Here is a 23383-nt window from a genome sequence, read left to right on the forward strand (position 1 = left end):
AAGGAACGGACGCTTCCTTTGTACTCACCCTCTCGGGCTTTCCTCCGGGCGCTTCCCTTTGATATTTCGTGTTTCCAACCTTACCAGATCCGTTTTCCGTTCCGTTCCCGGTTCGGATTTCATTTCCGGTGGCCGTTGGAGGGCCTTTGCCTTTCGGCGTTTCCGACTCTATCGGATCTTTCCGGCTTCCCGGTCCGTTCCAATTTCCTCGGTGCTTTCCGGCCTTTCGGCCTTCCGGCGGTTCCGACTCTATCAAGTCTTTTCCGTCCCGCTGACCACGATCTCTCGTGGGCATACGGAACCAGACCCCGCGTAGGATCTGAACTTGAAAGATGCTGCCGAGCCGGGACGCTGATCGCGTCGCTTGGCCCCGGGCAGGGTCCCGACTCTACCTCGGGGTTCCGGGCGGCGCAAATCGTTAGTGCTGCGCTCCTACGTCCGCCAACCAGGACCTTCGTGCGGAACCGGGACTTCCTATGACTTACCCTTCTGAACAGTGCGTCGTCCAGGACAGGTAGTGGCGGCGGTTACCCATCTCCACCCCCTGGGAGGCTTGCCATGACCAGCGTTTCGTCCCCGCTCGCCGGACGCGCCATCGGACTCGCGGCGGTACCGGACCCCGTCTTCTCGGGCGCCATGGTCGGACCCGGCACGGCCATTGACCCCGTGCGCGAGGCGTCCGAGGCCGTGGCCCCCGTCGACGGCATCATCGTCTCGCTCCACCCCCACGCCTTCGTCGTCGTCGACGACCAGGGCCACGGCGTGCTGACGCACCTGGGCATCGACACCGTTCAGCTCAACGGCGAGGGTTTTGAACTTCTTGTCAATAAGGGTGACACCGTACAGCGCGGCCAGGCCGTCGTGCGCTGGAACCCCGCGGCCGTCGAGGCCGCAGGCAAGTCTCCGGTGTGCCCCGTCGTGGCCCTCGAGGCGACGGCCGAGTCCCTGGCCGACGTCGTCGAGGACGGCGACGTGAAGTCCGGCGACGCTCTCTTCAGCTGGAAGTGACGTCGGCGCCGTCCGTGTGCGACGGCAGGCAGTACAACCACCGCGGCGGCTGGGCCCGCCGCACTATCGGAGACGGTGAGATGGAGACAACGCTGCGAGGCGTCGGCGTAAGCCACGGGGTGGCCATCGGCGAGGTTCGGCACATGGGGACGGCGGTGCTCGAACCGCCTGCCAAGCAGATTCCGGCGGACGAGGCGGAGCGCGAACAGGGGCGCGCCCGTCAGGCCGTCGAGGCTGTCGCGGCCGACCTGATGGCCCGCGGCAACCTGGCCGGCGGTGAGGCCCAGGCCGTGCTCGAGGCGCAGGCGATGATCGCGCAGGACCCCGAGCTGATGGCCGACGTGGACCGGCGCATCACGGTGGGCAGCTCGGCGGAGCGCGGCGTCTACGACGCCTTCTCCTACTACCGCGAGCTGCTCGCGGGCGCGGGTGAGTACATGGCGGGTCGCGTCGCCGACCTCGACGACGTGCGCAACCGCATCGTCGCCCGGCTCCTCGGCGTGCCGATGCCGGGCGTCCCGGACAGCGACGAGCCGTACGTCCTCATCGCCCGTGACCTCGCTCCGGCGGACACCGCGCTGCTCGACCCGGCGCTCGTGCTCGGCTTCGTGACCGAAGAGGGCGGCCCGACCAGCCACAGCGCGATCCTGGCGCGGGCGCTCGGCGTCCCCGCCGTCGTGGCGCTGCCCGGCGCCGGTGAGCTCGCCGAGGGCACGGTCGTGGCCGTGGACGGCAGCACCGGCGAGATCTTCGTGGACCCGAGCACGGAGAAGCGCGCCGAGCTCGAGGCCGCGGCCGCCGAGCGCAAGGCCGCGCTCGCCGCGTCGACCGGTCCGGGCGCGACGTCCGACGGGCACAAGGTGCCCCTCCTGGCGAACGTCGGCGGCCCCGCCGACGTCCCCGCCGCGGTCGAGGCGGGCGCCGAGGGCGTCGGTCTGTTCCGTACGGAGTTCCTCTTCCTCGACGACAGCAGCAAGGCTCCGACCGAGGAGAAGCAGGTCGAGGCGTACCGCCAGGTGCTCGAGGCCTTCCCCGAGGGGCGCGTCGTCGTGCGTGTGCTCGACGCGGGCGCCGACAAGCCGCTGGACTTCCTCACGCCCGCCGACGAGCCGAACCCGGCTCTGGGCGTGCGCGGGCTGCGGTCGCTGCTCGACCACCCCGACGTGCTGCGCACGCAGCTGACCGCGCTGGCCAAGGCCTCCGAGGGGCTGCCCGTCTACCTCGAGGTCATGGCGCCGATGGTCGCGGACCGCGCCGACGCCAAGGCGTTCGCCGACGCCTGCCGTGCGGCGGGACTGCAGGCGAAGTTCGGCGCGATGGTGGAGATCCCCTCCGCCGCGCTGCGCGCGCGCTCGATCCTCCAGGAGGTCGAGTTCCTGTCCCTGGGCACCAACGACCTGGCGCAGTACACCTTCGCCGCCGACCGTCAGGTCGGTGCGGTGTCCCGGCTCCAGGACCCGTGGCAGCCCGCGCTGCTCGACCTGGTGGCGCTGTCCGCCGAGGCGGCGAAGGCCGAGGGCAAGAGCTGTGGCGTCTGTGGTGAGGCCGCGTCGGATCCGCTGCTGGCCTGTGTGCTGACGGGGCTGGGTGTCACCTCCCTGTCCATGGGTGCCGCTTCGATTCCTTACGTGCGGGCGACGCTCGGCAAGTACACGCTGGCCCAGTGCGAGCGGGCCGCGGCCGCGGCACGGGCCGCGGACAGCGCCGAGGACGCGCGCAAGGCCGCGCAGGCCGTGCTGTCCGGCGAGTGACGATCCGTACGAACGGGCCGGCCTGATCGGCGGGCCCGTCGCAGGACCGCTGTTCCGAGGGGCGCTCCACCGCAGGGTGGGGCGCCCCTTCGGCGTTCAGTGGTGGTGTCCCGACCCTGGCTCGTCGTCGCCGAGGTCGGGTGCCGCGCTGTAGTCGACGCCCGACTCCGGGGCGATCAGGTCGCCGGAGAGCGCGTCGGTGCAGTAGGCGTCGAAGACCTCGGCCGCGGTGAGCGGGCGCAGGCGCTCGCCCTCCAGACGCCAGCCCTGGACGCGGTCGCCGCTCTCGCCGCTGGTGCGCATGACGAGGCCGCCCGCGCTGCGGGTGGCGATGCCGACCGCGAGGACCGTCGTGAACTCCAGGGCTTCGGCCTCGTCCAGGCGGGCGGTCCCGGCGTGGTCGTGTCCGGCGTGCAGGGCGGCGAGGAGCGTCTGGCCGTCGCACGGAACGCTGCACACGAGGTGGCGGGGGCCAGGACCGGCCGTTTCGAGCACACGCATCAGGAGGTCGGAGGCCCGGGCGAAGGCGGACCTGCCGATGTCCACGCCGCACTCGGCGCAGGCGCCGATGCCGGCCAGGAGCATCGTCGCGTACTCCCACGTCGTCTGGCGGACGGTCTCGTCGACGAGGCCGGGGACGAGGTCGGCCAGCGCCTGTCCCTCGTACGGCACGGTGGGGCCCGCTGTCGCCAGTTCGGCGGCGAAGCGGGCGCGGCTGGCGGAGGCGTCCGGGGCGAGGCCGGTGTCCGCGCAGAACTCCTCGTACTCCTCCGGGTCGAAGAGCGCGATGCTCGTGAGCCTGCCCTGGGAGGCCAGGGATTTGAGCAGGCCCTCCACTTCCTGGAGGTAGGTCACGTGGTCGTCGAAGGTGAAGGTGCGGTACCGGCGCATCGCCGCGAAGTCGCCCTCGTCGGCCAGCAGGCCGATGGTCCCGGCGACTTCGCGGCGCAGCGCGCGGCGCATGGTGTGGTGCTGGGTGTTCCCCATGATGTCCCCCTGCGATCCGTTCATCAGTGCTCACCCAACGTAACGGGAGGCACTGACAACGGGCGCCGAGCGGGCGTCAGGCGCGGTCGCGGGCCAGCTGTTCGTAGAAGCGGAGCAGCTCGATGTTGTCCACGGAGCCCGGGTTGACGGCCTTGTCGAGCGGGGTGCCTTGGAGGATGCGCTTGACCGGGACTTCGATGCGCTTGCCGGTGAGGGTGTGCGGGACGGCGGGGACTTCGAAGACCTCGTCGGGGACGTGGCGGGGCGAGAGCTGTGCCCGGATGGTCGTCTTGATGCGGTCGCGCAGGTCGTCGTCGAGCACGGCGCCGGGGGCGAGGTGGATGAACAGCGGCATCCAGTAGCCGCCGTCGGGCAGCTCGACGCCGATGACGAGGGATTCGCGGATCTCCGGGAGGCGTTCGACGGCTTCGTAGATGTCGGCCGAGCCCATGCGGACGCCCTGGCGGTTGAGCGTGGAGTCGGAGCGGCCGTGGATGACGACCGAGCCGCGGGCGGTGAGGGTGATCCAGTCGCCGTGGCGCCAGACGCCGGGGTAGGTGTCGAAGTAGCTGTCGTGGTAGCGGCTGCCGTCCGGGTCGTTCCAGAAGTGGATGGGCATCGACGGCATGGGGTTGGTGACGACGAGCTCGCCGACCTCGTCGACGAGGGGTTTGCCCTGGGGGTCCCAGGCCTGGAGGTCGGTGCCGAGGCAGGGGGCCTGGAGTTCGCCGATGTGCACGGGCAGCGTGGGCACGGCTCCGGCGAAGCAGGAGCAGACGTCGGTGCCGCCGCTGACGGAGGCGATCCACACCGGCCCCGTCACCTCGGCGAAGGCGTCGTGGAGCCAGCGGAAGCCGTCGGGGGGCAGCGGCGAGCCGGTGGTGGCGACACACTGCACGCGCGAGAGGTCGAAGTCGCGCGCGGGGTGCACGTCCGCCTTGCGGCAGGCCATGACGTACGCCGCGGAGGTGCCGAAGAGCGTGGCTCCGGTGCGTTCGGCGACGCGCCACTGGGCGCCGGTGTCCGGGTGGCCGGGGCTGCCGTCGTAGAGGACGATGGTCGTGCCCGTGAGCAGGCCGGAGACGAGGAAGTTCCACATCATCCAGCCGGTCGAGGTGTACCAGAAGAACCGGTCGTCGGGTCCGAGGTCGCAGTGCAGGCCGACTTGCTTGAGGTGCTCGACGAGGATGCCGCCCTGGGACTGGACGATGGCCTTGGGCAGGCCCGTGGTGCCGGAGGAGTAGAGCACCCACAGGGGGTGGTCGAAGGGGACGGCCTCGAAGACGGGGGCCGTGTCCCCCGCGGTGAGCGCCGACCACTCCAGGGCTCCTTCGGGGGCGTCGGTGCCGAGGAGCGGGATGTGGACGACCGCGCGGAGGGTGGGCAGTTCGCGGCGCATCTCGGCGACGGTGTCGCGGCGGTCGTGCTCCTTGCCGCCGTAGCGGTAGCCGTCGACCGTGAAGAGGACGACCGGTTCGACCTGCTGGAAGCGGTCGAGGACGCTGCGGGCGCCGAAGTCGGGCGCGCAGGAGGTCCAGACGGCTCCGACGGCCGCGGTGGCCAGGAGCGCGACGACGGCCTGCGGGATGTTCGGCACGTAGCCGCTGACGCGGTCCCCTGGGCGGACGCCGAGGGCGCGCAGCTCGGCGGCCAGGGAGCCCACCTGGCGGCGCAGCTCGGACCAGGTGACGTCGATCGGGTCGTGGGTCTCGTCGACGTACAGGAGGGCGGGGGTGTCCGCGCGCGTGGGGTCCTCGCCGGCGCGCAGGGCGTGCTCGGCGTAGTTCAGGGTGGCGCCCGGGAACCACTCGGCGCCGGGCATGGAGCGATCGCCGAGCACGCGCGCGTAGGGGGTGGTGAAGCGCACGTCGAACCACTCGGTGACGGCCTTCCAGAAGGTGTCGAGCTCGTCCACGGACCAGCGGTGCAGGGCCGCGTAGCCGCCGGTGGCGGGGGCTCCGTGGTGTTCGGCCGCCCAGGCCTGGAAGCGCGTGATCCGGGCGCCGGCGATCCGCTCCTGGTCCGGCTGCCAGAGCGGCGAGGGGTTCGCTGTGGACATGCGGCTGCTCCTGGGCTCTACGCGTTGTGGGCGGCTGTCGTGCGCACGGGCTCGGTGTGCGCGTGACACGGCTGACAGGACGATGCCACGTGATCGACTTCCGCACCAGGGTCTGCCGCGCCGGAGGCGGCCGGGCGACGGCGTGCCGGACCCTTGAGTGAACGGCAGTTGAACGCGGTGCACCCGCTCCTCCTTCGATGGCAGGGTGAGCAGCATGAACGGTCGTGACCTGGTGCGTTCGGTGAAGGCGGTCGGCATGTCCGACCCGGCCCAAAGGGTGCGCGAGGTGCGCTCCGCATGGCGTCGGCGGCGGGCCGACGCGGCCGGTCTTGCCCCCCGGGGCGCCGAGCGGGCCCGGACGCCGGGGCCCGTGACGCTGGTGGAGCCGGGGCCCGGCGGTGGTGTGGTGCGGTTCGCGCGGTCCGAGCTGCGGGTGCGGGTGGCGGCGGGCGGGGCCGTGTTCTGGGGCTGGGACGGGGCCGAGCCGTCGCCGTCGTACGCGCTGGTGGGCGGCGCTCCGGAGGCGGACCCCAGGGCGGTTCTCGAGCCCGACAAGGAGGGCGGCTGGCGGGTGGTGTCGGAGCGGGCGACGGTGGTCGTCTCGCGCCACGGCGCGGTGGAGCTGCGGACGCCCGGTGGTGTGGTGCTGCGGCGTGATCTGCCGCCCCGCTGGTGGGAGCCGGTGGACGGGGGGACGGCTCGGTGGGTGCAGCGGTCGGAGGTGGCGGCGGACGCGCGGTTCTTCGGGCTGGGCGGGAGGGCTGCGGGGCCACGGCTACGGAATGGCACGTACCGCTTGTGGAACACCGATCCGGGCGGTTCGTTCGAGCCCGGTGACGACCCGCTGTACATCACGATGCCGGTGCAGCTGGTGGTCGCCGACGTGGGCACGCATCTGGTGTTCCACGACAACAGCTGGGACGGCTCGGTGCGGCTGCGCGAGGGCCTGGAGGGTGCCGGTTCCGGTCACGACCGGCCGGGGTCGTGCGAGGTGCGGATGGACGGGGGGCCGCTGCGCTGCTGGGTGATGGTGGGGACTCCCGCGCGCGTGCTGCACTCCTGGGCGTCGCTGACGGGCGCGCCCGCGGTGCCGCCGGCTTGGGCTCTGGGCCACCACCACGCGCGGTGGGGCTTCGGCAGCGAGCGTGAGGTGCGGCGAGTCGTGGCGGGGTATCAGGAGCGCGGGCTGCCCCTGGACGCCGTCCACTTGGACATCGACCACTTCGACGCGCACCAGGTGTTCACGGTCGACAAGGAGCGCTTCCCGACGCTGCCGCAGCTGGCCGGGGAGCTGCGCCGGGACGGGGTCCGGCTGGTGTCGATCGTGGACCCTGCGGTGAAGGCCGCGCCGGGCAATGCCGTGTACGACAGCGGGACGGCGGCGGACGCGTTCGTGCGGGACGCGGCGGGGCGGGTCGTGCGGGGCCTCGTGTGGCCCGGGGACTCGGTGTTCCCGGACTTCACGGCGGGACGGGTGCGCAAGTGGTGGGGCGGCCTGTACGACGAGCGGCTCGCGCAGGGCTTCTCGGGCTTCTGGCACGACATGAACGAGCCGGTGTCGTTCGCGGCCTTCGGGGAGACCACGCTGCCGCGTTCGGCCCGGCACGCGCTGGAGGGCCGCGGCGGTGACCACCGGGAGGCGCACAACGTGTACGCCCTGGGCATGGCCCGGGCGGGGTACGAGGCGATGCGCGAACTGCGGCCTACGGAGCGGCCGTTTTTGTTCTCGCGCTCCGGGTGGGCGGGGATGCAGCGCTACGGAGGGACGTGGTCGGGTGACGTGGCCTCCACCTGGGCGGGGCTGCGGGCCTCGCTCGCGCTGGTGTTGGGGCTCGGCCTGTGCGGGGTGCCGTATTCGGGGCCTGATGTGGGCGGGTTCGACGGCAGCCCCTCCCCTGAGCTGTTCTTGCGGTGGTTCCAGCTCGGCGCGTATCTGCCGCTGTTCCGTACGCATGCGGCGTTGCGGGCCGGCCGCAGGGAGCCCTGGGAGTTCGGCCCCGAGGTGCTGGCGCACGCGCGCGTGGCGCTCGCCGAGCGGCGTCGGCTGCTGCCGTACTTCGTCACGCTGGCGCAGTTGGCGCGGCGTACGGGGGCACCGTACGTACGCCCTCTGTGGTGGGTCGCCCCCGAGGACAGGGCACTACGGGACTGCGAGGACGCGTTCCTGCTCGGCGACGCGCTGCTCGTGGCGCCGGTCCTGTCGGAGGGGGACACGGAGCGGGCCGTACGGCTGCCTCCGGGGCGGTGGTACGACACCGCTACCGGGACGGCGTACGAGGGGCCCGGCAAGGCTGTCCTGGAGGCGCCACTGTCCCGCGTTCCGGTGCTCGCGCGGGCCGGTGCGGTGCTGCCCGTGCGGGGCGAGGACGGGCGACTCGCCCTGGAGGTCTGGGCTCCGGCCAAGGGGCGCACCGGCGGGGGTCTGGTGATAGCCGATCCCGGAGACGGGTGGGACGAGGCGGAGCTCCAGCGCTACGGGGTGCGCTGGAGCGGGGACGGGCTGCTCGTCGAACGGGAGGGCGAGAAGGGCGGCGGGTACCCGGCGGAGCACCCGGTGCGGATCCGGGGGCTCGCGAGGCCCCAGGGGACGCACGACGCCTCTTAGCGGACGCGCGGCGCCCAGGGGCCGCTCTCGCGTGCTCAGGGGCTCAGATGTAGCGCCCTTCGAACCAGGCCCGCACCACCGACGTGTGCAGCGGGAAGGCGAGTTCGGCGGGGCGGTAGAGGAGCTCCCAGCCTTCGGTCTCGTCCGTGGGGGTGGACTGGGGCAGGTCGGCCGCGGGGCGCTCCGGGAGCAGGCCGAAGAGGAGCAGGTGGCCGTCGGGGGAGCTGAGGACCTCCACGATGCGTACGTCGCGGCTCGCGGCGCCGATGCCGGTCTCCTCCTTGAGCTCCCGGGCGACGGCGTGGCGCCAGTCCTCCCGGTGGTCCACGTAGCCGCCAGGCAGAGCGGAGCCCCCGCGCGCGGGGGCGATGGAACGGGTCACGACGACCAGGGAGGTGCCCTTCGTGTCGTACACCGGCTGGAGGGCGACGGCCACGGGCAGCGGGTTGCGGTAGACCACGGCCGCGCAGTCGGCGCAGGTGCGGGGCCAGCCGGTGACGTGGTCTCCGTAGCGCGCGCCGCAGCTCGAGCAGTGGGCGTCCGGCGCGGAGTTGGTGGGGTGTTGGGATGGGGACACGCGGCGGACTGTAGCCGATCTCCGGGCGTCGGTCTTCCGTGGAGTACGGAGATGCTGATAGACGCACGGGCATGACGACATTCGCTCCCGCTCTACGGAGACTCGCCCTTGCCGCCGTCGCCCTTTTCGCGGTGGCGGCCGCGCCCGCGCCCGCCGAGGCACGTACCGAACCGCAAGCCCCGGACGGCTTCGTGGCGTTGCGGGACGTCGACCCGACGATCATCCAGGAGATGCGCTATTTCACGCCGCACAACTTCGTGGGACGACGGATCGACGGCTATCGGCAGCCGATGTGCATCCTCACCGAGCCGGCCGCCAAGGCCCTCCGCACGGCGCAGCGCGCTCTCCTCCGGAAGGGCTACTCCCTCAAGGTGTACGACTGCTACCGGCCGCAGCGGGCCGTCGACCACTTCGTGCGCTGGGCCGAGGACCTGGGCGACGAGCGGATGAAGGCGGAGTTCTACCCCCGGGTCGACAAGTCGCGGCTCTTCGAGGACGGCTACATCGCGAAGAAGTCCGGGCACAGCCGGGGCTCGACGGTCGATCTGACGGTGGTGCCGCTGCCCGCGCTGCCCACCCGCCCGTACGTCCCCGGGGAGCCCCTGAAGCCGTGCTACGCGCCCCGGAGCGAGCGTTTTCCGGACAACTCCCTCGACATGGGCACGGGCTACGACTGCTTCGACACGCTGTCGCACACGGACGACCCGCGCGTCACCGGCAAGCAGCGCGCGCACCGGGATCTCCTGCGGAGCGCGCTGGCCAAGACCGGCTTCGTCAATCTGCCCGAGGAATGGTGGCACTTCACGTACAAGCCGGAGCTCTTCCCGGACACGTACTTCGACTTCCCGGTGTCACGCCGTTCGCTGCCCCACTGACGTGACAGGGGCCTCCATGTCACACTTCTGACGTCCCGTCAGATCCGTGCTCCTGGAGGACTCATGTCGCCGAAGCGAGCGCCTGTGGTGGCGCAGTGGTTCGCCGGGGAAGGGGATTCCTTCCGGCTCCTGGGAACGCGGTGCGCGCGGTGCGCCGCGGTCCACTTCCCCCGCGAGGACGGCTTCTGCCGCAATCCGGGGTGTGCGAGCGACGAGCTGGTCGAGGTCGCGCTGTCGCGGCGCGGGCGGGTGTGGTCGTACACCGACGGGCGCTATCGCCCGCCGGAGCCGTACCTCTCCGATCCGGAACTTCCCTGGCAGCCCTACACGTTGATCGCTGTGGAGCTCGAAGCCGAGCGCATGGTCGTGCTCGGCCAGGGGGCTCCCGGCGTGACCGTCGCCGACCTGGAGGTCGGGATGGAGGTCGAGGTCGTGCCCGGCGTGCTCCATGAGGACGCGGAGACGGCCTGGACCACGTGGCACTGGATTCCGGTGGGGGTGAGGGTGTGACGGGCGAGGTGGCGGTCCTCGGCGCGGGCATGCACCCCTGGGGCAAGTGGGGGCGCGGCTTCGTCACGTACGGCACGGTGGCGGCCCGCGCGGCCCTCGCGGACGCGGGTGTCGACTGGCGGGACGTGGGGTCGGTCGTCGGCGCGGACACGGTGCGCGGCGGCTATCCGGGGTACGTGGCGGGGGCGACCTTCGCCAAGGCGCTCGGCTGGCAGGGCGCGCGCGTGGCGAGCGTGTACGCGGCGTGCGCGTCCGGGGCCCAGGCCATCGCCACGGCCCGCGCGCAACTGCTCGCGGGGCTCGCGGACGTCGTGCTCGTCGTCGGCGCGGACGCGGCCCCCAAGGGGTTCTTCCGGCCCGCGGGGGGCGACCGGCCGGACGACCCGGACTGGCTGCGCTTCCGGCTCCTCGGAGCGACGAACCCGGCGTACTTCGCCCTGTACGCCCGCCGCCGCATGGCCGTGCACGGTGACACGCTGGAGGACTTCGCTCAGGTCAAGGTGAAAAATGCGGCTCTGGGGGCACTGAACCCGCACGCCCGCTACCGCACGGCCGTCACCGCCGAGGAGGTCGCCGCCTCCGCCGTCGTGGCGGACCCTTTGCGGCTGCTCGACATCTGCGCGACGTCCGACGGGGCGGCGGCCCTGGTGCTGTCCACGATGGAGTTCGCCCGGCGGCACGGCGCGCCCGCCCCGGTGCGCATCCGCGCGGTGTCCACGGTCACGCCGACGTATCCGAACACGGTCCTGGACCTCCCGGACATCGCCACCGACTCGGCCGTCGCCGTGCCGCCCGCCGAGCGGACGTTCCGGGCCTCCGTCGCACACGCCGCCTACGAGGAGGCGGGCATCGGCCCGGACGACCTCTCCTTGGCCGAGGTGTACGACCTGTCGACCGCTCTGGAGCTCCAGTGGTACGAGGACCTGGGGCTGTGCGGCGAGGGCGAGGGAGTCAAGCTGCTGCGCGAGGGAGCGACCTGCCCCGGCGGGCGCATACCGGTGAACACCAGTGGCGGTCTCGCCTCCTTCGGGGAGGCCGTTCCGGCGCAGGCGATCGCCCAAGTCTGCGAGTTGACATGGCAGTTGAGGGGCCAGGCCGGTGGCCGTCAGGTGACGGGGGCGCGGGTGGGGCTCACCGCGAACCAAGGACTGTTCGGGCACGGCTCCTCGGTGATCGCGGTGCGCTGAACCCCGCGCCGGGCGGCAAGGAGCCGTTCCGCCATGCGGCACAGGGCCGTTTCACCGCACCGCACGGGCGGCCGGGCGCGGAAGAGTGTGCGCCGGTTAACCGGTGGTGTCGGCGACCTTGACGCTCCATCACGGGCGGTGAACACTTCCCGGTGTCAGTCGGCATCGCCATTCTTCGGCTCCGTGCCGCTCAGGGCCCGTGTGCTCCCAGGCTCTGCACAGAAAGGGCCTGTTCAGCGGGTTATCCCCCCATGGGCGATGCGACTGTGACGGCACGCTCGTCTCCGGGGCGCGGGAGTCCCCTGCCACAGCGGATGCCGCTGTGCGTGAGCGGGCTGTAGTCGTGGGAAGCACACCCTGCACGGAGGACCGGGGCTCGTCGCCCCGGGCGAGGGACTAGGAGCCGCCATGTACTCGAACGGGGACATCTTCGTCGGTGAGGTCATCGGCACCGCGATTCTGATTCTCTTCGGCGCCGGCGTGTGCGCCGCCGTCACCCTCAACCACTCGAAGGCCAAGGCCTCCGGGTGGGTCGTCATCGCCTTCGGGTGGGGCTTCGGCGTCCTGGCGGGGGCCTACACCGCCGGGCCGCTGTCCGGCGGCCACCTCAACCCCGCCGTGACGATCGGCATCGCCATCGACACCGACAAGTGGGGCAAGGTCTGGATCTATCTCGCCGGGCAGATGGTCGGCGCGATGCTCGGCGCCGTCCTCGCGTACCTCACGTACCTCGCGCAGTTCAACGCCAACGTGCCGACGGGCGGCAAGGGCGACCGGGCGGGCGGCACAGGGCCCACGCCGACGCTCGGCATCTTCTCCACCATCCCGGAGATCCGGAACCCGGTCGCCAACCTGATCACCGAAGTCATCGCGACGGTCGGTCTGGTCCTCCCCATCCTCGCCTTCGGGCTCACCAAGGGCCTCGGGGAGTCGGGCATACAGACGCTGATCGTCGCCTTCCTCGTCGTCGGCATCGGCCTCTCGCTCGGCGGGCCCACCGGCTACGCCATCAACCCGGCCCGTGACCTCGGCCCGCGCATCGTGCACCAGTTCCTGCCGATCCCCCACAAGGGCACGTCCGACTGGAGCTACGCCTGGATTCCGGTGGCCGGTCCGCTGATCGGCGGCGCCCTCGCGGGCGTCATCTACAACGCAGCCTTCTGAGCGGCCGCCCGGGAGACCTCCAGCGCTCCCGGGCGGCCTCCCACGCGCCCCGAGCAGCTTCCGACAAGGAGGAGCCATGACGGACAGCTCCGAGAAATTCGTCGCCGCGATCGACCAGGGCACCACCTCGAGCCGCTGCATCATCTTCAACCAGGACGGCGCGATCGTCGCCGTGGACCAGCGCGAACACCGTCAGATCTTCCCCAAACCCGGCTGGGTGGAGCACGACGCCACCGAGATCTGGTCGAAGGTGCAGGCCGTGGTGGCGGGCGCGATCGCCAAGGCCGGGCTGCGCGCCGACCAGCTCAGCGCCCTCGGCATCACCAACCAGCGGGAGACGACGGTCCTGTGGGACCGCGCCACGGGCAAGCCGGTGCACAACGCCATCGTCTGGCAGGACACCCGAACGTCGGCGCTCTGCCACGAGCTGGGCGGCACCGACGGCCAGGACCGCTTCCGCGAGCAGACCGGCCTGCCCCTGGCGAGCTACTTCTCCGGGCCCAAGGCGGCCTGGCTGCTGGACAACGTGCCGGGGCTGCGCGCGCGTGCCGAGCGGGGCGACATCGCCTTCGGCACGATCGACACCTGGCTCATCTGGAACCTCACCGGGGGCACCGACGGCGGCGTCCACGTCACGGACGTCACCAACGCCGGGCGCACGATGCTGATGAACTTGGAAACGCTTCAGTGGGACCCCTCGATCCTCTCCGCCATGAACGTGCCGGAGGCGGTCCTGCCGGAGATCAGGTCGTCCGCCGAGGTGTACGGGACGGCCGTGGGGCAGCTGGCGGGGGTGCCCGTGGCCTCTGCCCTGGGCGACCAGCAGGCGGCCGTCTTCGGTCAGGCCTGCTACGACACCGGCACGGCCAAGAACACGTACGGGACGGGCAGTTTCCTGCTGCTCAACACCGGGAACAGGCCCGTGCCGTCCAAGAGCGGGCTGCTCACCACGATGGGGTACAAGATCGGCGGTGAGGCGCCCGTCTACTGCCTGGAGGGGTCCATCGCGATCACCGGGGCACTCGTGCAGTGGTTCCGGGACCAGCTCGGCATCATCCGTACGGCCGACGAGATCGAGCCACTGGCGGCGAGCGTGGAGGACAACGGCGGCGCGTACGTCGTGCCCGCCTTCTCCGGTCTGTTCGCCCCGTACTGGCGCTCCGACGCGCGCGGCGTCATCACGGGCCTGACCAGGTACGTGACCAAGGCACATCTGGCGCGCGCGGTCCTGGAGGCGACGAGCTGGCAGACCCGCGAGGTCGTCGACGCGATGTACCAGGACTCCGGAGTGCGCATCACCACCTTGAAGGTGGACGGCGGCATGACCAAGAACAACCTGCTGATGCAGCACCAGGCGGACGTGCTGGGCGTGCCCGTGATCCGCCCTCAGATCGCCGAGACGACGTGTCTGGGGGCCGCGTACGCCGCGGGGCTCGCGACGGGCGTGTGGCACGACCTGGACGAGCTGAAGGCCCACTGGCAGCGCGACGCCGAGTGGACGCCGCGGATGGAGGCCCAGGCACGCGACCGCGAGTACCACAACTGGCGCAAGGCCGTGGAACGCAGCTTCGGCTGGCACGACGACGGCACGGACGGCAACGCCGATGGCTGAGACCCCGCGCGCCGAAGTGACGGCGGCGGGCACGCGCGCGTAGGGGGCCATCGAGGCTCACGCGCGCGTGCGTGGCAGCGGCTCGTACCCCGGTCGGCGGGGGTGCGGGCCGCTCGCGGCGCGCGGGCGACGGCGCTCCACGGGCTCATCGGGCCACAGACTCCCGCTGGCCTCAGGTCTCCCGCCGGGCTTCAGGCTCTCGCCGGGGTTCAGAATCCCGGCGGGCTTCAGGTGGCGACGGGCTCGCGGGCCGCGGCGCCGACCGCCATCGCGTGCTCCACCACGTCGATCAGGACCTCCTTGACGGACTCCTTCTCGCGCGCGTCGCACAGCACCACGGGGGTGCCCGGGTCGAGATCGAGCGCCTGGCGCACCTCGTCGGCCGGGTAACGGGACGCTCCTTCGAAGCAGTTGACTCCGACGACGAAGGGTATGGAGCGGCGTTCGAAGTAGTCGACGGCGGCGAAGCAGTCCTCCAGGCGGCGGGTGTCGGCGAGCACCACGGCGCCGAGCGCGCCGGTCGCCAGCTCGTCCCACAGGAACCAGAAGCGGTCCTGGCCGGGGGTCCCGAAGAGGTACAGGACGAGGTCCTCGCGGAGCGTGATCCGGCCGAAGTCCATGGCCACGGTGGTGGTGTGCTTGCCCGGGACGCCGTCGACGTCGTCCACGGGGCGCCCCGCTTCGCTGAGCGTCTCCTCCGTGCGCAGCGGCTTGATCTCGCTGACGGCGCCGACGAGCGTCGTCTTGCCCACGCCGAAGCCGCCCGCCACCAGGATCTTCAGCGTGACCGGCTCCACGGGGGCCGTACCGCGCTCAGAACGCTTGAAGATCATTGCTCTCTTCTCCTGCATCAGTCATCAGTGGTGTCGCGTGCTTCGGTCGGGGCGGAGGACGCCGGGCCGGCCGACGCGGGTGGCGGGCCGTACCCGCCGCCTCCGGGGGTCTCGATCACGAGGACGTCACCTGGGCCCGCGTCCGCCGTGTCGCTGCCGTCGAGCCGTACGACGGTGCCGTCGGCGCGCTCGACGCGGCCCGAGCCCAGGGCTCCGGGCTCGCCGCCCGCCATCCCGTACGGCGCCACCCTGCGGTGCTGGGACAGCGTGGAGACCGTCATGGGCTCCCGGAACCGGATGCGGCGTACGGCGCCGTCTCCGCCGCGCCAGCGGCCGTCGCCGCCGCTGCCGCGGCGTACGGCGAACTCGTCGAGCAGGACGGGCAGCCGCCACTCCAGGACCTCGGGGTCGGTGAGGCGCGAGTTGGTCATGTGGGTCTGCACGACGGGCGCCCCGGGGAAGCCGTCGCCCGCGCCGGACCCGGAGGCCACGGTCTCGTAGTACTGGTGGCGGTCGTTGCCGAAGGTGACGTTGTTCATGGTGCCGGAGCCCTCGGCCTGGACGCCGAGCGCCGCGTAGAGGGCGCCGGTGAGGGCCTGTGAGGTCTCCACGTTGCCCGCGACGACGGCTGCGGGCGGCTCCGGCGACAGGAACGTTCCGGGCGGAACGATGATGCGCAAGGGCCGCAGGCAGCCGTCGTTGAGGGGGATGTCGTCGGCCACCAGGGTGCGGAAGACGTACAGGACGGACGCGTTGACCACGGCGAACGGCGCGTTGAAGTTGGTCGTCAGCTGGGGTGACGTACCGGTGAAGTCGATCGTCGCCTCGCGCTGTTCACGGTCCACGGTGACGCGGACCTTGATGACGGCACCCGAGTCGGTCTCGTAGGTGAACTCACCCTCTTCTAGGGCGTCGATAACGCGCCGCACGGAGTCCTCGGCGTTGTCCTGGACGTGCCGCATGTACGCCTGGACGACGTCGAGCCCGAAGGTGTCGATCATGCGGGCCACTTCGTCGACGCCCTTCTGATTGGCGGCGATCTGGGCACGCAGGTCGGCGAGGTTCGTGGCCGGGTTGCGCGAGGGGTAGCGGGTCTCGGTGAGCAGGCGCGAGGTCTCGTCCTCGCGGAAGCGGCCGCCTTCGACCAGCAGCCAGTTGTCGAAGAGGATGCCCTCCTCGTCGATGGTGCGGCTGTGCGCGGGCATGGAGCCGGGCGCGATGCCGCCGATCTCGGCGTGGTGGCCGCGCGAGGCCACGTAGAAGAGGATCCGCTCCCCCGGGGTGTCGAAGACCGGGGTGATGACGGTGACGTCGGGGAGGTGGGTGCCTCCGTGGTACGGGTCGTTCACCGCGTACGTGTCGCCGGGGCGCATGGCGGCGCCTCGGCGGCGGATGACCTCCTTGACGCTGGTCCCCATGGAGCCCAAGTGCACGGGGATGTGCGGGGCGTTGGCCACGAGGCTGCCGTCCGGGTCGAACAGGGCGCAGGAGAAATCGAGCCTCTCCTTGATGTTGACCGACTGGGCCGTCGACTCCAGGCGGGCGCCCATCTGTTCGGCGATCGACATGAAGAGGTTGTTGAAGACTTCAAGGAGGACGGGGTCGGCCTCCGTGCTCGCGCGGGAACCCGCGGGCGCCGTCGCCCGTTCCATGATCAGGTGCCCGTCCTCGGTCGTCGCGGCCTGCCAGCCGTCGTCGACGACCGTGGTGGCGCCGGCCTCGGTGATGATCGCGGGGCCTGTGACGGTCCGGCCGGGCGGCAGTTCCTCGCGGTGGTGCAGAGGGACGTCACGCCAGGCGCCGCCCGTGTGCAGGCGTACGGAGCGCGCAGGGGCCGTGGCACTAGGTGCGGTGGCGCCGCCGAGCCCGGAGAGGTCCGGGGGCTCGGTGAGACCGGTGGCTTCCACGGAGAGGGCTTCGACGACGACGGGGCGGTCCAGGGCGAAGGAGTAGTGGGCGCGATGGCGCTCTTCGAAGGTGCGGCGCATCGCCTCCGGCTCGGTGAGCTCCACGGCCAGCGTGGTGTCGGTGCCGTCGTAGCGCAGGTGCGCGCGGCGCGTGACGCGCACGCGGTCGGCGGGCACGTCCTCCGCGCGCAGCTCGGCGCGGGCAGCCTCCTCCAGGTCGCCGGCCGTCTTGAGGACGTGGTGCATCGCCGTGGCCTCCAGGGGTGCCTCGACGGACTGCTCGCGCATCGCCGTGGTGTCGGCGAGGCCGATGCCGAGGGCGGAGAGCACGCCCGCCATGGGAGGCACGAGGACGGTGCGGATGCCGAGCGAGTCGGCGACCATGCACGCGTGCTGCCCGCCCGCGCCGCCGAACGTCGTCAGGGCGTAGCGGGTGACGTCGTGGCCCTTCTGGACCGAGATGCGCTTGACGGCGGCCGCAATGTTGGCGACGGCGATCTGGAGATAGCCCTCGGCGACCTGTTCCGGCGTGCGGTCGTCGCCCGTGCTCCCGGTGATCTCGCGTGCCAGCGCGGCGAACCGCTCGCGGACGCGGTCCTCGTCCAGCGGCTGGTCGCCTTCGGGGCCGAACACGTGGGGGAAGTGGGCCGCCTGGATGCGGCCGAGGGCGACGTTGGCGTCGGTGAGGGTCAGGGGGCCGCCGCCGCGGTAGCAGGCGGGACCGGGATCGGCGCCCGCCGAGTCGGGGCCCACGCGGTAGCGGCTGCCGTCGAAGTGCAGCACGGAGCCGCCGCCGGCGGCCACGGTGTGGATGTCGAGCATGGGGGCGCGCAGCCGCACGCCCGCGATCTGCGTGGTGAAGACGCGTTCGTACTCCCCCGCGTAGTGCGACACGTCCGTCGACGTGCCGCCCATGTCGAAGCCGATGACGCGGTCGAACCCGGCGAGCCGCGACATGCGGGCCATGCCCACGATGCCGCCCGCGGGCCCGGAGAGGATGGCGTCCTTGCCGCGGAACTGCCCGGCTTCCGCGAGTCCGCCGTTGGACTGCATGAACATCAGGCGCACGCCGCTGAGTTCGTGGGCGACGTGCTCGACGTACCGGCGCAGGACAGGCGAGAGGTAGGCGTCGACGACCGCGGTGTCGCCGCGCGGCACGAGCTTCATCAGCGGGCTGACCTCGCTGGACAGCGAGACCTGCGGAAAGCCGACGGCGCGGGCGAGCTCGCCGACGGCCTGCTCGTGGGCGGGGTACAGATGGCTGTGCAGGCACACGACGGCTACGGCGCGGATGCCGTCGTCGTAGGCCTGCCGCAGCGGTCCGTCGAGCGCGTCCAGGTCGGGGGCGCGCAGCACCTCGCCGTCGGCGGCCACCCGCTCGTCGACTTCGAGCACGCGCGCGTACAGCTCTTCGGGCAGGACGATCTCGCGCGCGAAGATCTGCGGGCGGTTCTGGTACGCGATGCGCAGGGCGTCGCGGAAGCCCCGGGTGATGACGAGCGCCGTGGGCTCTCCCTTGCGCTCCAGAAGGGCGTTGGTGGCGACGGTGGTACCCATTCGGACGGCGGCGATCGGCACGGAGCGCGGATCGGCGGCGCGCAGGAGGTCCTGGGGGGCGCGCGGCGCGCGGCTGTCGCCCGCGCTCGGCTCCTGGGCGCCCGTCGGCTCCAGGGCACCCGCTTCGGCGAGGAGGTGCGCGATGCCGGCGACGGCCGCGTCCGCGTAGCGCGCGGGGTTGTCGGACAACAGCTTGTGGGTGAGGAGGCGGCCGTCCGGACGGCGCGCGACGACATCCGTGAACGTGCCGCCCCTGTCGACCCAGAACTGCCAGCCAGTCACGTCTCAATCCCCGCTTTCGCGCTGTTCAGAGCGCCCGGAGGCCGTCGATCACGTCGCGCAGAATACTCTCGTCCGGCAGCTCGGCGGGGGGTACGGGGCGGGTGACATGCACCAGTTCGTCGTGGACGAGGTCGCCGATCAGGACGCGGATCACGCCGATCGGAAGGTCGAGTTCCGCGGCGAGTTCCGCGACGGACTGAGGGCTGTCGCGGCACAGGTCGACGATGTCCACGTGCTCCGGTGACAGCGTCTGATCGGCTTCCGTGTCATCGGCGCGCGACTCCGCGACCACGACCGCGATCAGGTCGAGGCGGTGCTGGGCCGGGCTGGTGGTGCGTCCGCGCGTCATCGCGTACGGGCGCACCACCGGACCGGCGTCGTCGTCGAACCAGCGAGGCGTCGAGGGAGGGGCCTGACCGTCGTCGTCGCTCATGCCCTCCCGCTACCCTCCCGTGGGCAGGTCGGTGCGCGGCGCCGAACCCAGGTGCACACCCACCCTCTTGACCAGCAGCGTCATCTCGTACGCCACCAGGCCGACGTCGGAGTCCGCGTCCGCGAGGACGGCGAGGCAGCTGCCGTCACCCGCAGCCGTGACGAAGAGGAACGCGTCGTCGAGCTCGACGACGGTCTGCCTGACCTTGCCCGCCTCGAAGTGGCGGCCGACGCCCTTGGCGAGGCTGTGGAAGCCGGACGCGACGGCGGCGAGGTGCTCGCTGTCCTCCCGGGTGAGGTTCTTGGACACGCCCGTCGGCAAGCCGTCGCCGGAGAGGACGAGCGCTTTGCGGATGCTGGCGACACGCTCCACCAGGTCGTCGAGGAGCCAGTTCAGCTCTCCCGCCGCCCCGGTCGCGGTGGTGCGTGCGTCGGCCTTCGGTGCGGTCATCGACCGTCCCCCTCAGATGTCGTTCCTGGTGCTGCGCCGTCAGGGGCGCTGTCGCCCGCGGCGTTCTCTTCGCGGCCGCGCTGCCAGCCGCGCTGGAGCGAGGCCATGCGGCTGCGTACCTCGTCGGCGTCGCGCTCGTCCGGCCTCCCGGCGGCCGGGGCGGTGGTGTCGCGTTCCGTGGGACGGACGGGGCCGTCCTTGAGCTGCGGGGCGAGGTTCGCCTGCCTGACCCTGCGCGGCAGCCCTCCGAGGGCGGGCCTGCCGGGGGCCTGGGGCGCCGTGCGGGGCGGCGTCTCGGTGCTGCCTGCGGCCCGGTCCATGGCGTCCCTGTCCGTCCTCGCCGCCCGGTCCGCACCGGGCGCTGTCTCCGTGCGGGTGGTGCTGCGCGGCGGGTCCGCCGCCGGGCGCCGCCGGGGCAGCGGCCGCGGGTCCGTCTGGAGCTCGCTCCGCTCCGGGCGGGGCGGGGTCAGGTCGGGCCAGCCGTCGTCGAGGCGCGGGCGGCGGGGCGGTTCGAGGCCCGCGCGGTCGGCCGGTCGTGTGTCCCGGGCGGGGCCGCGTTCGGGGCGCCCGTCCGGGGCCTCGCGGCGGGACCGTACGTCGTCTCCGGTCTCGGCGGTGTCGAGGGCGTCCGTGTCGCGCGTGCGGGTCGGGCCGACGCGGCGGCCGTGCGAGGAGACCAGCTTCGGCGTGCTGCGGCGCGGCAGGGGGACCGTGGCCCCAGGAGGACGCTCGTTGTCCAGGAGGTCGTCGCGGCCGGAGGTGCCGTAGCCGACGGGGTCGGTGGCTCGGGCGGGCTCGTCGAGGACCGGTTCACGCGCCTGCTGATGCTGCTCTCCGGGGGCATCGGTGGCGCGGCGGCGGGGGCGGAACAGGCCGCCGCGCTCGCTGTCGGCATCCTCCAGGTCACCGAGTTCGCCGAGGGAGCCCGAGAAGCCCTCCAGGCTCGCCCTGCCGACCGGCGCCTCCAGTTCGACCGGTCCGTCCAGGATGGACGCGGGCAGGCCGGGGAGCTGGACGGGGACCTGGGCGAGGGCCGAGGTGCGGTCGCCCACGGGCGTGGCGGGCTGCGGCCGGTCGAGGCGGAATCCGACGCCTCCGGTGTCGGGTACGTCGTCCGTGAGCAGGGACTCCGGGATGAAGACGACGGCGGTCGTGCCACCGTACGGGGAGGGCTGCAAGGAGACGCGGACCCGCTGGCGCTGGGCCAGACGGCTGACGACGAAGAGGCCGAGGCGGTCGGTGTCGGACAGTTCGAACTCGGGCGTCTCGGCGAGGCGGAGATTGGCGTCGAGGAGGGCCTCGGACGTCATGCCGAGGCCCCGGTCGTGGATCTCCAGGGTGAAGCCGTTGGCCACGTGCTCCCCCAGGACCTGCACCGCGGTGTGCGGGGGCGAGAACACCGTGGCGTTCTCCAAGAGCTCGGCGAGCAGATGGGTGAGGTCGGCGACGGCGGGCCCGGTGACGGCGATCCGGGGCAGTCGGCGTACCTCGATGCGTTCGTAGTCCTCGACCTCGGCGACGGCCGCGCGGACGACGTCCATGAGCTGGACGGGCTTGCGCCACTGCCGGGAGGGCGCGGCGCCGGAGAGGATCACGAGGCCCTCGGCATGCCGCCGCATGCGGGTGGTGAGGTGGTCGAGGCGGAACAGGTCGGCCAGTTCGTCGGTGTCCTCGGTCCTGCGCTCCATGGTGTCGAGGAGCGTCAGCTGTTTGTGCAGCAGCACCTGGCTGCGGCGGGCGAGGTTGACGAACACCTCGGAGACGCCGCGGCGCAGGTCGGCCTGCTTGACGGTGGCCTCGACGGCGGCGCGCTGCAGGGTGTTCATGGCCTGGCCGACCTGGCCGATCTCGTCCTTCTCGTAACTGAGGCGAGGCGCCTCGGTCTCCACGTCGACCTGCTCGCCCGCCGCGAGGCGCCGCAGCAGGCCGGGCAGGCGCACGCCGGACGCCTCGTGGGCCTCCAGACGCAGCCGGCGCAGGTCACGGATGAGACCGCGGCCGATGCGCACGGAGAGCACGATGGAGACGACCACGGCGAGCAGACCGACCACGCCGGCGACGGCCAGCTGCACGATCACCTTGACGGCTTCGGGACGTGCCCGGTCGCGCAGCCGGTCGATGGCCGCGTCGTTGCGCTCGGCGAGGCCGAGGAGGACCTTGTTCGCCTCCTGGTTCCAGTCGGAGGAGGTGACCGCGCGCGGGGTGCCGGGGCCGGACTCCGCGAGGGTCTTCTCGGCATCGCGCAGGCGGGCGGTCTCGGCGCCGTTCCAGTAGCGCTCGTAGCGGGCGCGCTCGCCGTCGGGGAGCTGGGCGAGGCTGTTGTCGAGGAGCAGCGAGCGCTGCGCCATCAGGTCGGTGACCTGGCGGACCTCGGTCTTCGTGACGGTGCCCGTGGTCAGCGCCGAGGCGATCAAGGCGTCTTCGCGGGAGAGGAGTTCACGGGCCTGGTCGACGCCGATGAGGGCGCGGCTCTGCGCGGTGATGCTGACGTCGTCCAGGGCGTTGAGCGTCGTCAGGAAGCCGTAGCAGGGGTCGGTGAGGCGCGTGTACATCTTCAGCGCCTCGTCGCGGCTGATGGTGCCTTCCCCGACCGTGCGGCGCAGGGCCCCGATGCCGTCGAAGGCGTCGAGGACCGCGGTCAGGCGTTCCTCCGAGTGGCCGTCGAGGACGTCCCGGGACTTGGAGTCCTTGGCGGCGGACCTGACCTTGGCGATGAGTTCGTCCGTGGCGTCGCGGCTGCTGCGCAGCGCGGCGAGCGCGTCCGACGCCCGTGGGTCCGCGAGGTGGATGAGCGTCTGACGCCGTTCCTCCTGGACCACTTGGACGGTGTCCTGGATGGGTTTGGCCAAGTCGTCGATGATGTACGCGGTGTCGATCAGCTTGTTGGCCTCACGCCCAGTCACGAACGTGGCGAAGCCCCAGATCGCCGTGAGGGACACGAGCGGCACGAGCAGCAATGCCACGATCTTCCGGCGGATCGACTTCCCGCGAAAGCGCATGGCCTCCCCTAGATCGGGCCCCATGCGGCCGCGCGAATGGCCCAGGGGCACGCATGTGCGTCAACAAACGGCGTGAGCCTACTACTGACACACGAGCAACTCGAAGACACGTCCGGACACTTTTCAGCCGTGACGCGAAACGGACGTCGGGAGTTGTCCGCCCATTGCGGGAGATTGCCTCCCGCCTGCGGCGCAGCCCACGCGCCCCCATCCCCCTTACGCCGCGCGCCAGTTGGCCTGAAGTGTGCGCCAACGGGAACCGATCACTCTTCCGGGTGACGTCTCATGCGGAGCGGGAATCATCGGCGGGGCTCGTTCGTCGATCAGTACGGAAGGTGAGCACGAGGTCGAATGGATGGACGGGGCGACCGAGCGGGGCGCACGGGGGCCGAATGACGAGGGGCGCGGGACCGAGCTGCGATGTACGGCTTGGCGGGCGGCGTAAAGCAGCGTAAAACGGGCAGCAGCCAGAGAGTCGGACAGGAGACTCTCGGTGGCCGCGGGGCGCGGGACAGCGTGCGTGCGACACGCGTCGCGCCGTAAGGCAGCGGGGGGAGTGACGGGTTGATGGGTACGACGGAGCGCGA

At 72.0% G+C, this 23383-nt stretch carries 16 protein-coding genes; 8 read left to right on the forward strand and 8 right to left on the reverse strand.

Annotated features, from left to right (window positions below; translation table 11 throughout):
* The first annotated feature begins 558 nt into the window (after positions 1-558).
* Together MQV74_RS08145 and ptsP are read left to right on the forward strand one after the other, a co-directional pair.
* Positions 559-1008, forward strand: coding sequence for a PTS sugar transporter subunit IIA (locus MQV74_RS08145; RefSeq protein ID WP_138958474.1), 450 nt, complete (start codon positions 559-561; stop codon positions 1006-1008).
* An 80-nt stretch (positions 1009-1088) separates the two neighbouring features.
* Complete coding sequence (gene ptsP, locus MQV74_RS08150; RefSeq protein WP_242715358.1) at positions 1089-2759, forward strand: phosphoenolpyruvate--protein phosphotransferase; 1671 nt, start codon at positions 1089-1091, stop codon at positions 2757-2759.
* A 96-nt stretch (positions 2760-2855) separates the two neighbouring features.
* On the opposite strand, the gene MQV74_RS08155 is transcribed toward ptsP, so the two are convergent.
* The gene (locus MQV74_RS08155) at positions 2856-3746 is read right to left on the reverse strand and encodes a hypothetical protein (RefSeq protein ID WP_242728539.1); all 891 of its coding nucleotides are present in this window, start codon (positions 3744-3746) and stop codon (positions 2856-2858) included.
* A 76-nt stretch (positions 3747-3822) separates the two neighbouring features.
* Entirely contained in the window at positions 3823-5805 is a 1983-nt protein-coding gene (locus MQV74_RS08160) for an acetoacetate--CoA ligase (protein WP_242715359.1), read from the reverse strand.
* Positions 5806-6019: 214 nt separating this feature from the next.
* Between MQV74_RS08160 and MQV74_RS08165 the strand changes: the two genes are divergently transcribed.
* Positions 6020-8410, forward strand: a complete 2391-nt coding sequence (locus MQV74_RS08165; RefSeq protein ID WP_242715360.1) for a glycoside hydrolase family 31 protein — start codon at positions 6020-6022, stop codon at positions 8408-8410.
* 43 nt (positions 8411-8453) lie between these two features.
* Here MQV74_RS08165 and MQV74_RS08170 read toward each other — a convergent pair whose 3' ends face one another.
* Positions 8454-8987 carry an NUDIX domain-containing protein gene (locus MQV74_RS08170; protein WP_242715361.1) on the reverse strand — a complete coding sequence of 178 codons (534 nt, stop codon included), beginning with the start codon at positions 8985-8987 and terminating at the stop codon, positions 8454-8456.
* Positions 8988-9058: 71 nt separating this feature from the next.
* Between MQV74_RS08170 and MQV74_RS08175 the strand changes: the two genes are divergently transcribed.
* The 5 genes from MQV74_RS08175 (at position 9059) to glpK (ending at position 14335) form a co-directional block, all read left to right on the forward strand.
* The gene (locus MQV74_RS08175) at positions 9059-9862 is read left to right on the forward strand and encodes a M15 family metallopeptidase (protein WP_242715362.1); all 804 of its coding nucleotides are present in this window, start codon (positions 9059-9061) and stop codon (positions 9860-9862) included.
* An 84-nt stretch (positions 9863-9946) separates the two neighbouring features.
* On the forward strand, positions 9947-10372 hold the full coding sequence (locus MQV74_RS08180; protein ID WP_242728540.1) for a Zn-ribbon domain-containing OB-fold protein: 426 nt from the start codon (positions 9947-9949) through the stop codon (positions 10370-10372).
* Entirely contained in the window at positions 10369-11559 is a 1191-nt protein-coding gene (locus tag MQV74_RS08185; RefSeq protein WP_242715363.1) for a lipid-transfer protein, read from the forward strand. The genes MQV74_RS08180 and MQV74_RS08185 overlap by 4 nt, the downstream gene beginning before the upstream one ends.
* Positions 11560-11967: 408 nt before the next feature.
* Positions 11968-12723: an MIP/aquaporin family protein gene (locus tag MQV74_RS08190; RefSeq protein WP_242715364.1), complete on the forward strand. Its 756-nt coding sequence runs from the start codon at positions 11968-11970 to the stop codon at positions 12721-12723.
* A 76-nt stretch (positions 12724-12799) separates the two neighbouring features.
* The gene (gene glpK / locus MQV74_RS08195) at positions 12800-14335 is read left to right on the forward strand and encodes a glycerol kinase GlpK (protein WP_242715365.1); all 1536 of its coding nucleotides are present in this window, start codon (positions 12800-12802) and stop codon (positions 14333-14335) included.
* A gap of 227 nt (positions 14336-14562) precedes the next feature.
* On the opposite strand, the gene MQV74_RS08200 is transcribed toward glpK, so the two are convergent.
* The 5 genes from MQV74_RS08200 to MQV74_RS08220 are packed head-to-tail and all read right to left on the reverse strand — an operon-like array spanning position 14563 to position 22796.
* Entirely contained in the window at positions 14563-15168 is a 606-nt protein-coding gene (locus tag MQV74_RS08200) for a GTP-binding protein (RefSeq protein ID WP_242715366.1), read from the reverse strand.
* 17 nt (positions 15169-15185) lie between these two features.
* Positions 15186-18914, reverse strand: coding sequence for a hydantoinase B/oxoprolinase family protein (locus tag MQV74_RS08205; RefSeq protein WP_242715367.1), 3729 nt, complete (start codon positions 18912-18914; stop codon positions 15186-15188).
* A gap of 25 nt (positions 18915-18939) precedes the next feature.
* Positions 18940-19347 (reverse strand): DUF742 domain-containing protein, encoded by a 408-nt coding sequence (locus MQV74_RS08210; protein WP_138958486.1) that lies wholly within the window; start codon positions 19345-19347, stop codon positions 18940-18942.
* 9 nt (positions 19348-19356) lie between these two features.
* Positions 19357-19797, reverse strand: a complete 441-nt coding sequence (locus MQV74_RS08215) for a roadblock/LC7 domain-containing protein (protein WP_138958487.1) — start codon at positions 19795-19797, stop codon at positions 19357-19359.
* A complete protein-coding gene (locus MQV74_RS08220; RefSeq protein ID WP_242715368.1) occupies positions 19794-22796 on the reverse strand; it encodes a sensor histidine kinase in 3003 nt (1000 codons plus the stop codon). The genes MQV74_RS08215 and MQV74_RS08220 overlap by 4 nt, the downstream gene beginning before the upstream one ends.
* Positions 22797-23383: the final 587 nt, after the last annotated feature.

It is taken from the genome of Streptomyces sp. AN091965, assembly GCF_022698285.1.
Classification (GTDB): Bacteria; Actinomycetota; Actinomycetes; order Streptomycetales; family Streptomycetaceae; genus Streptomyces.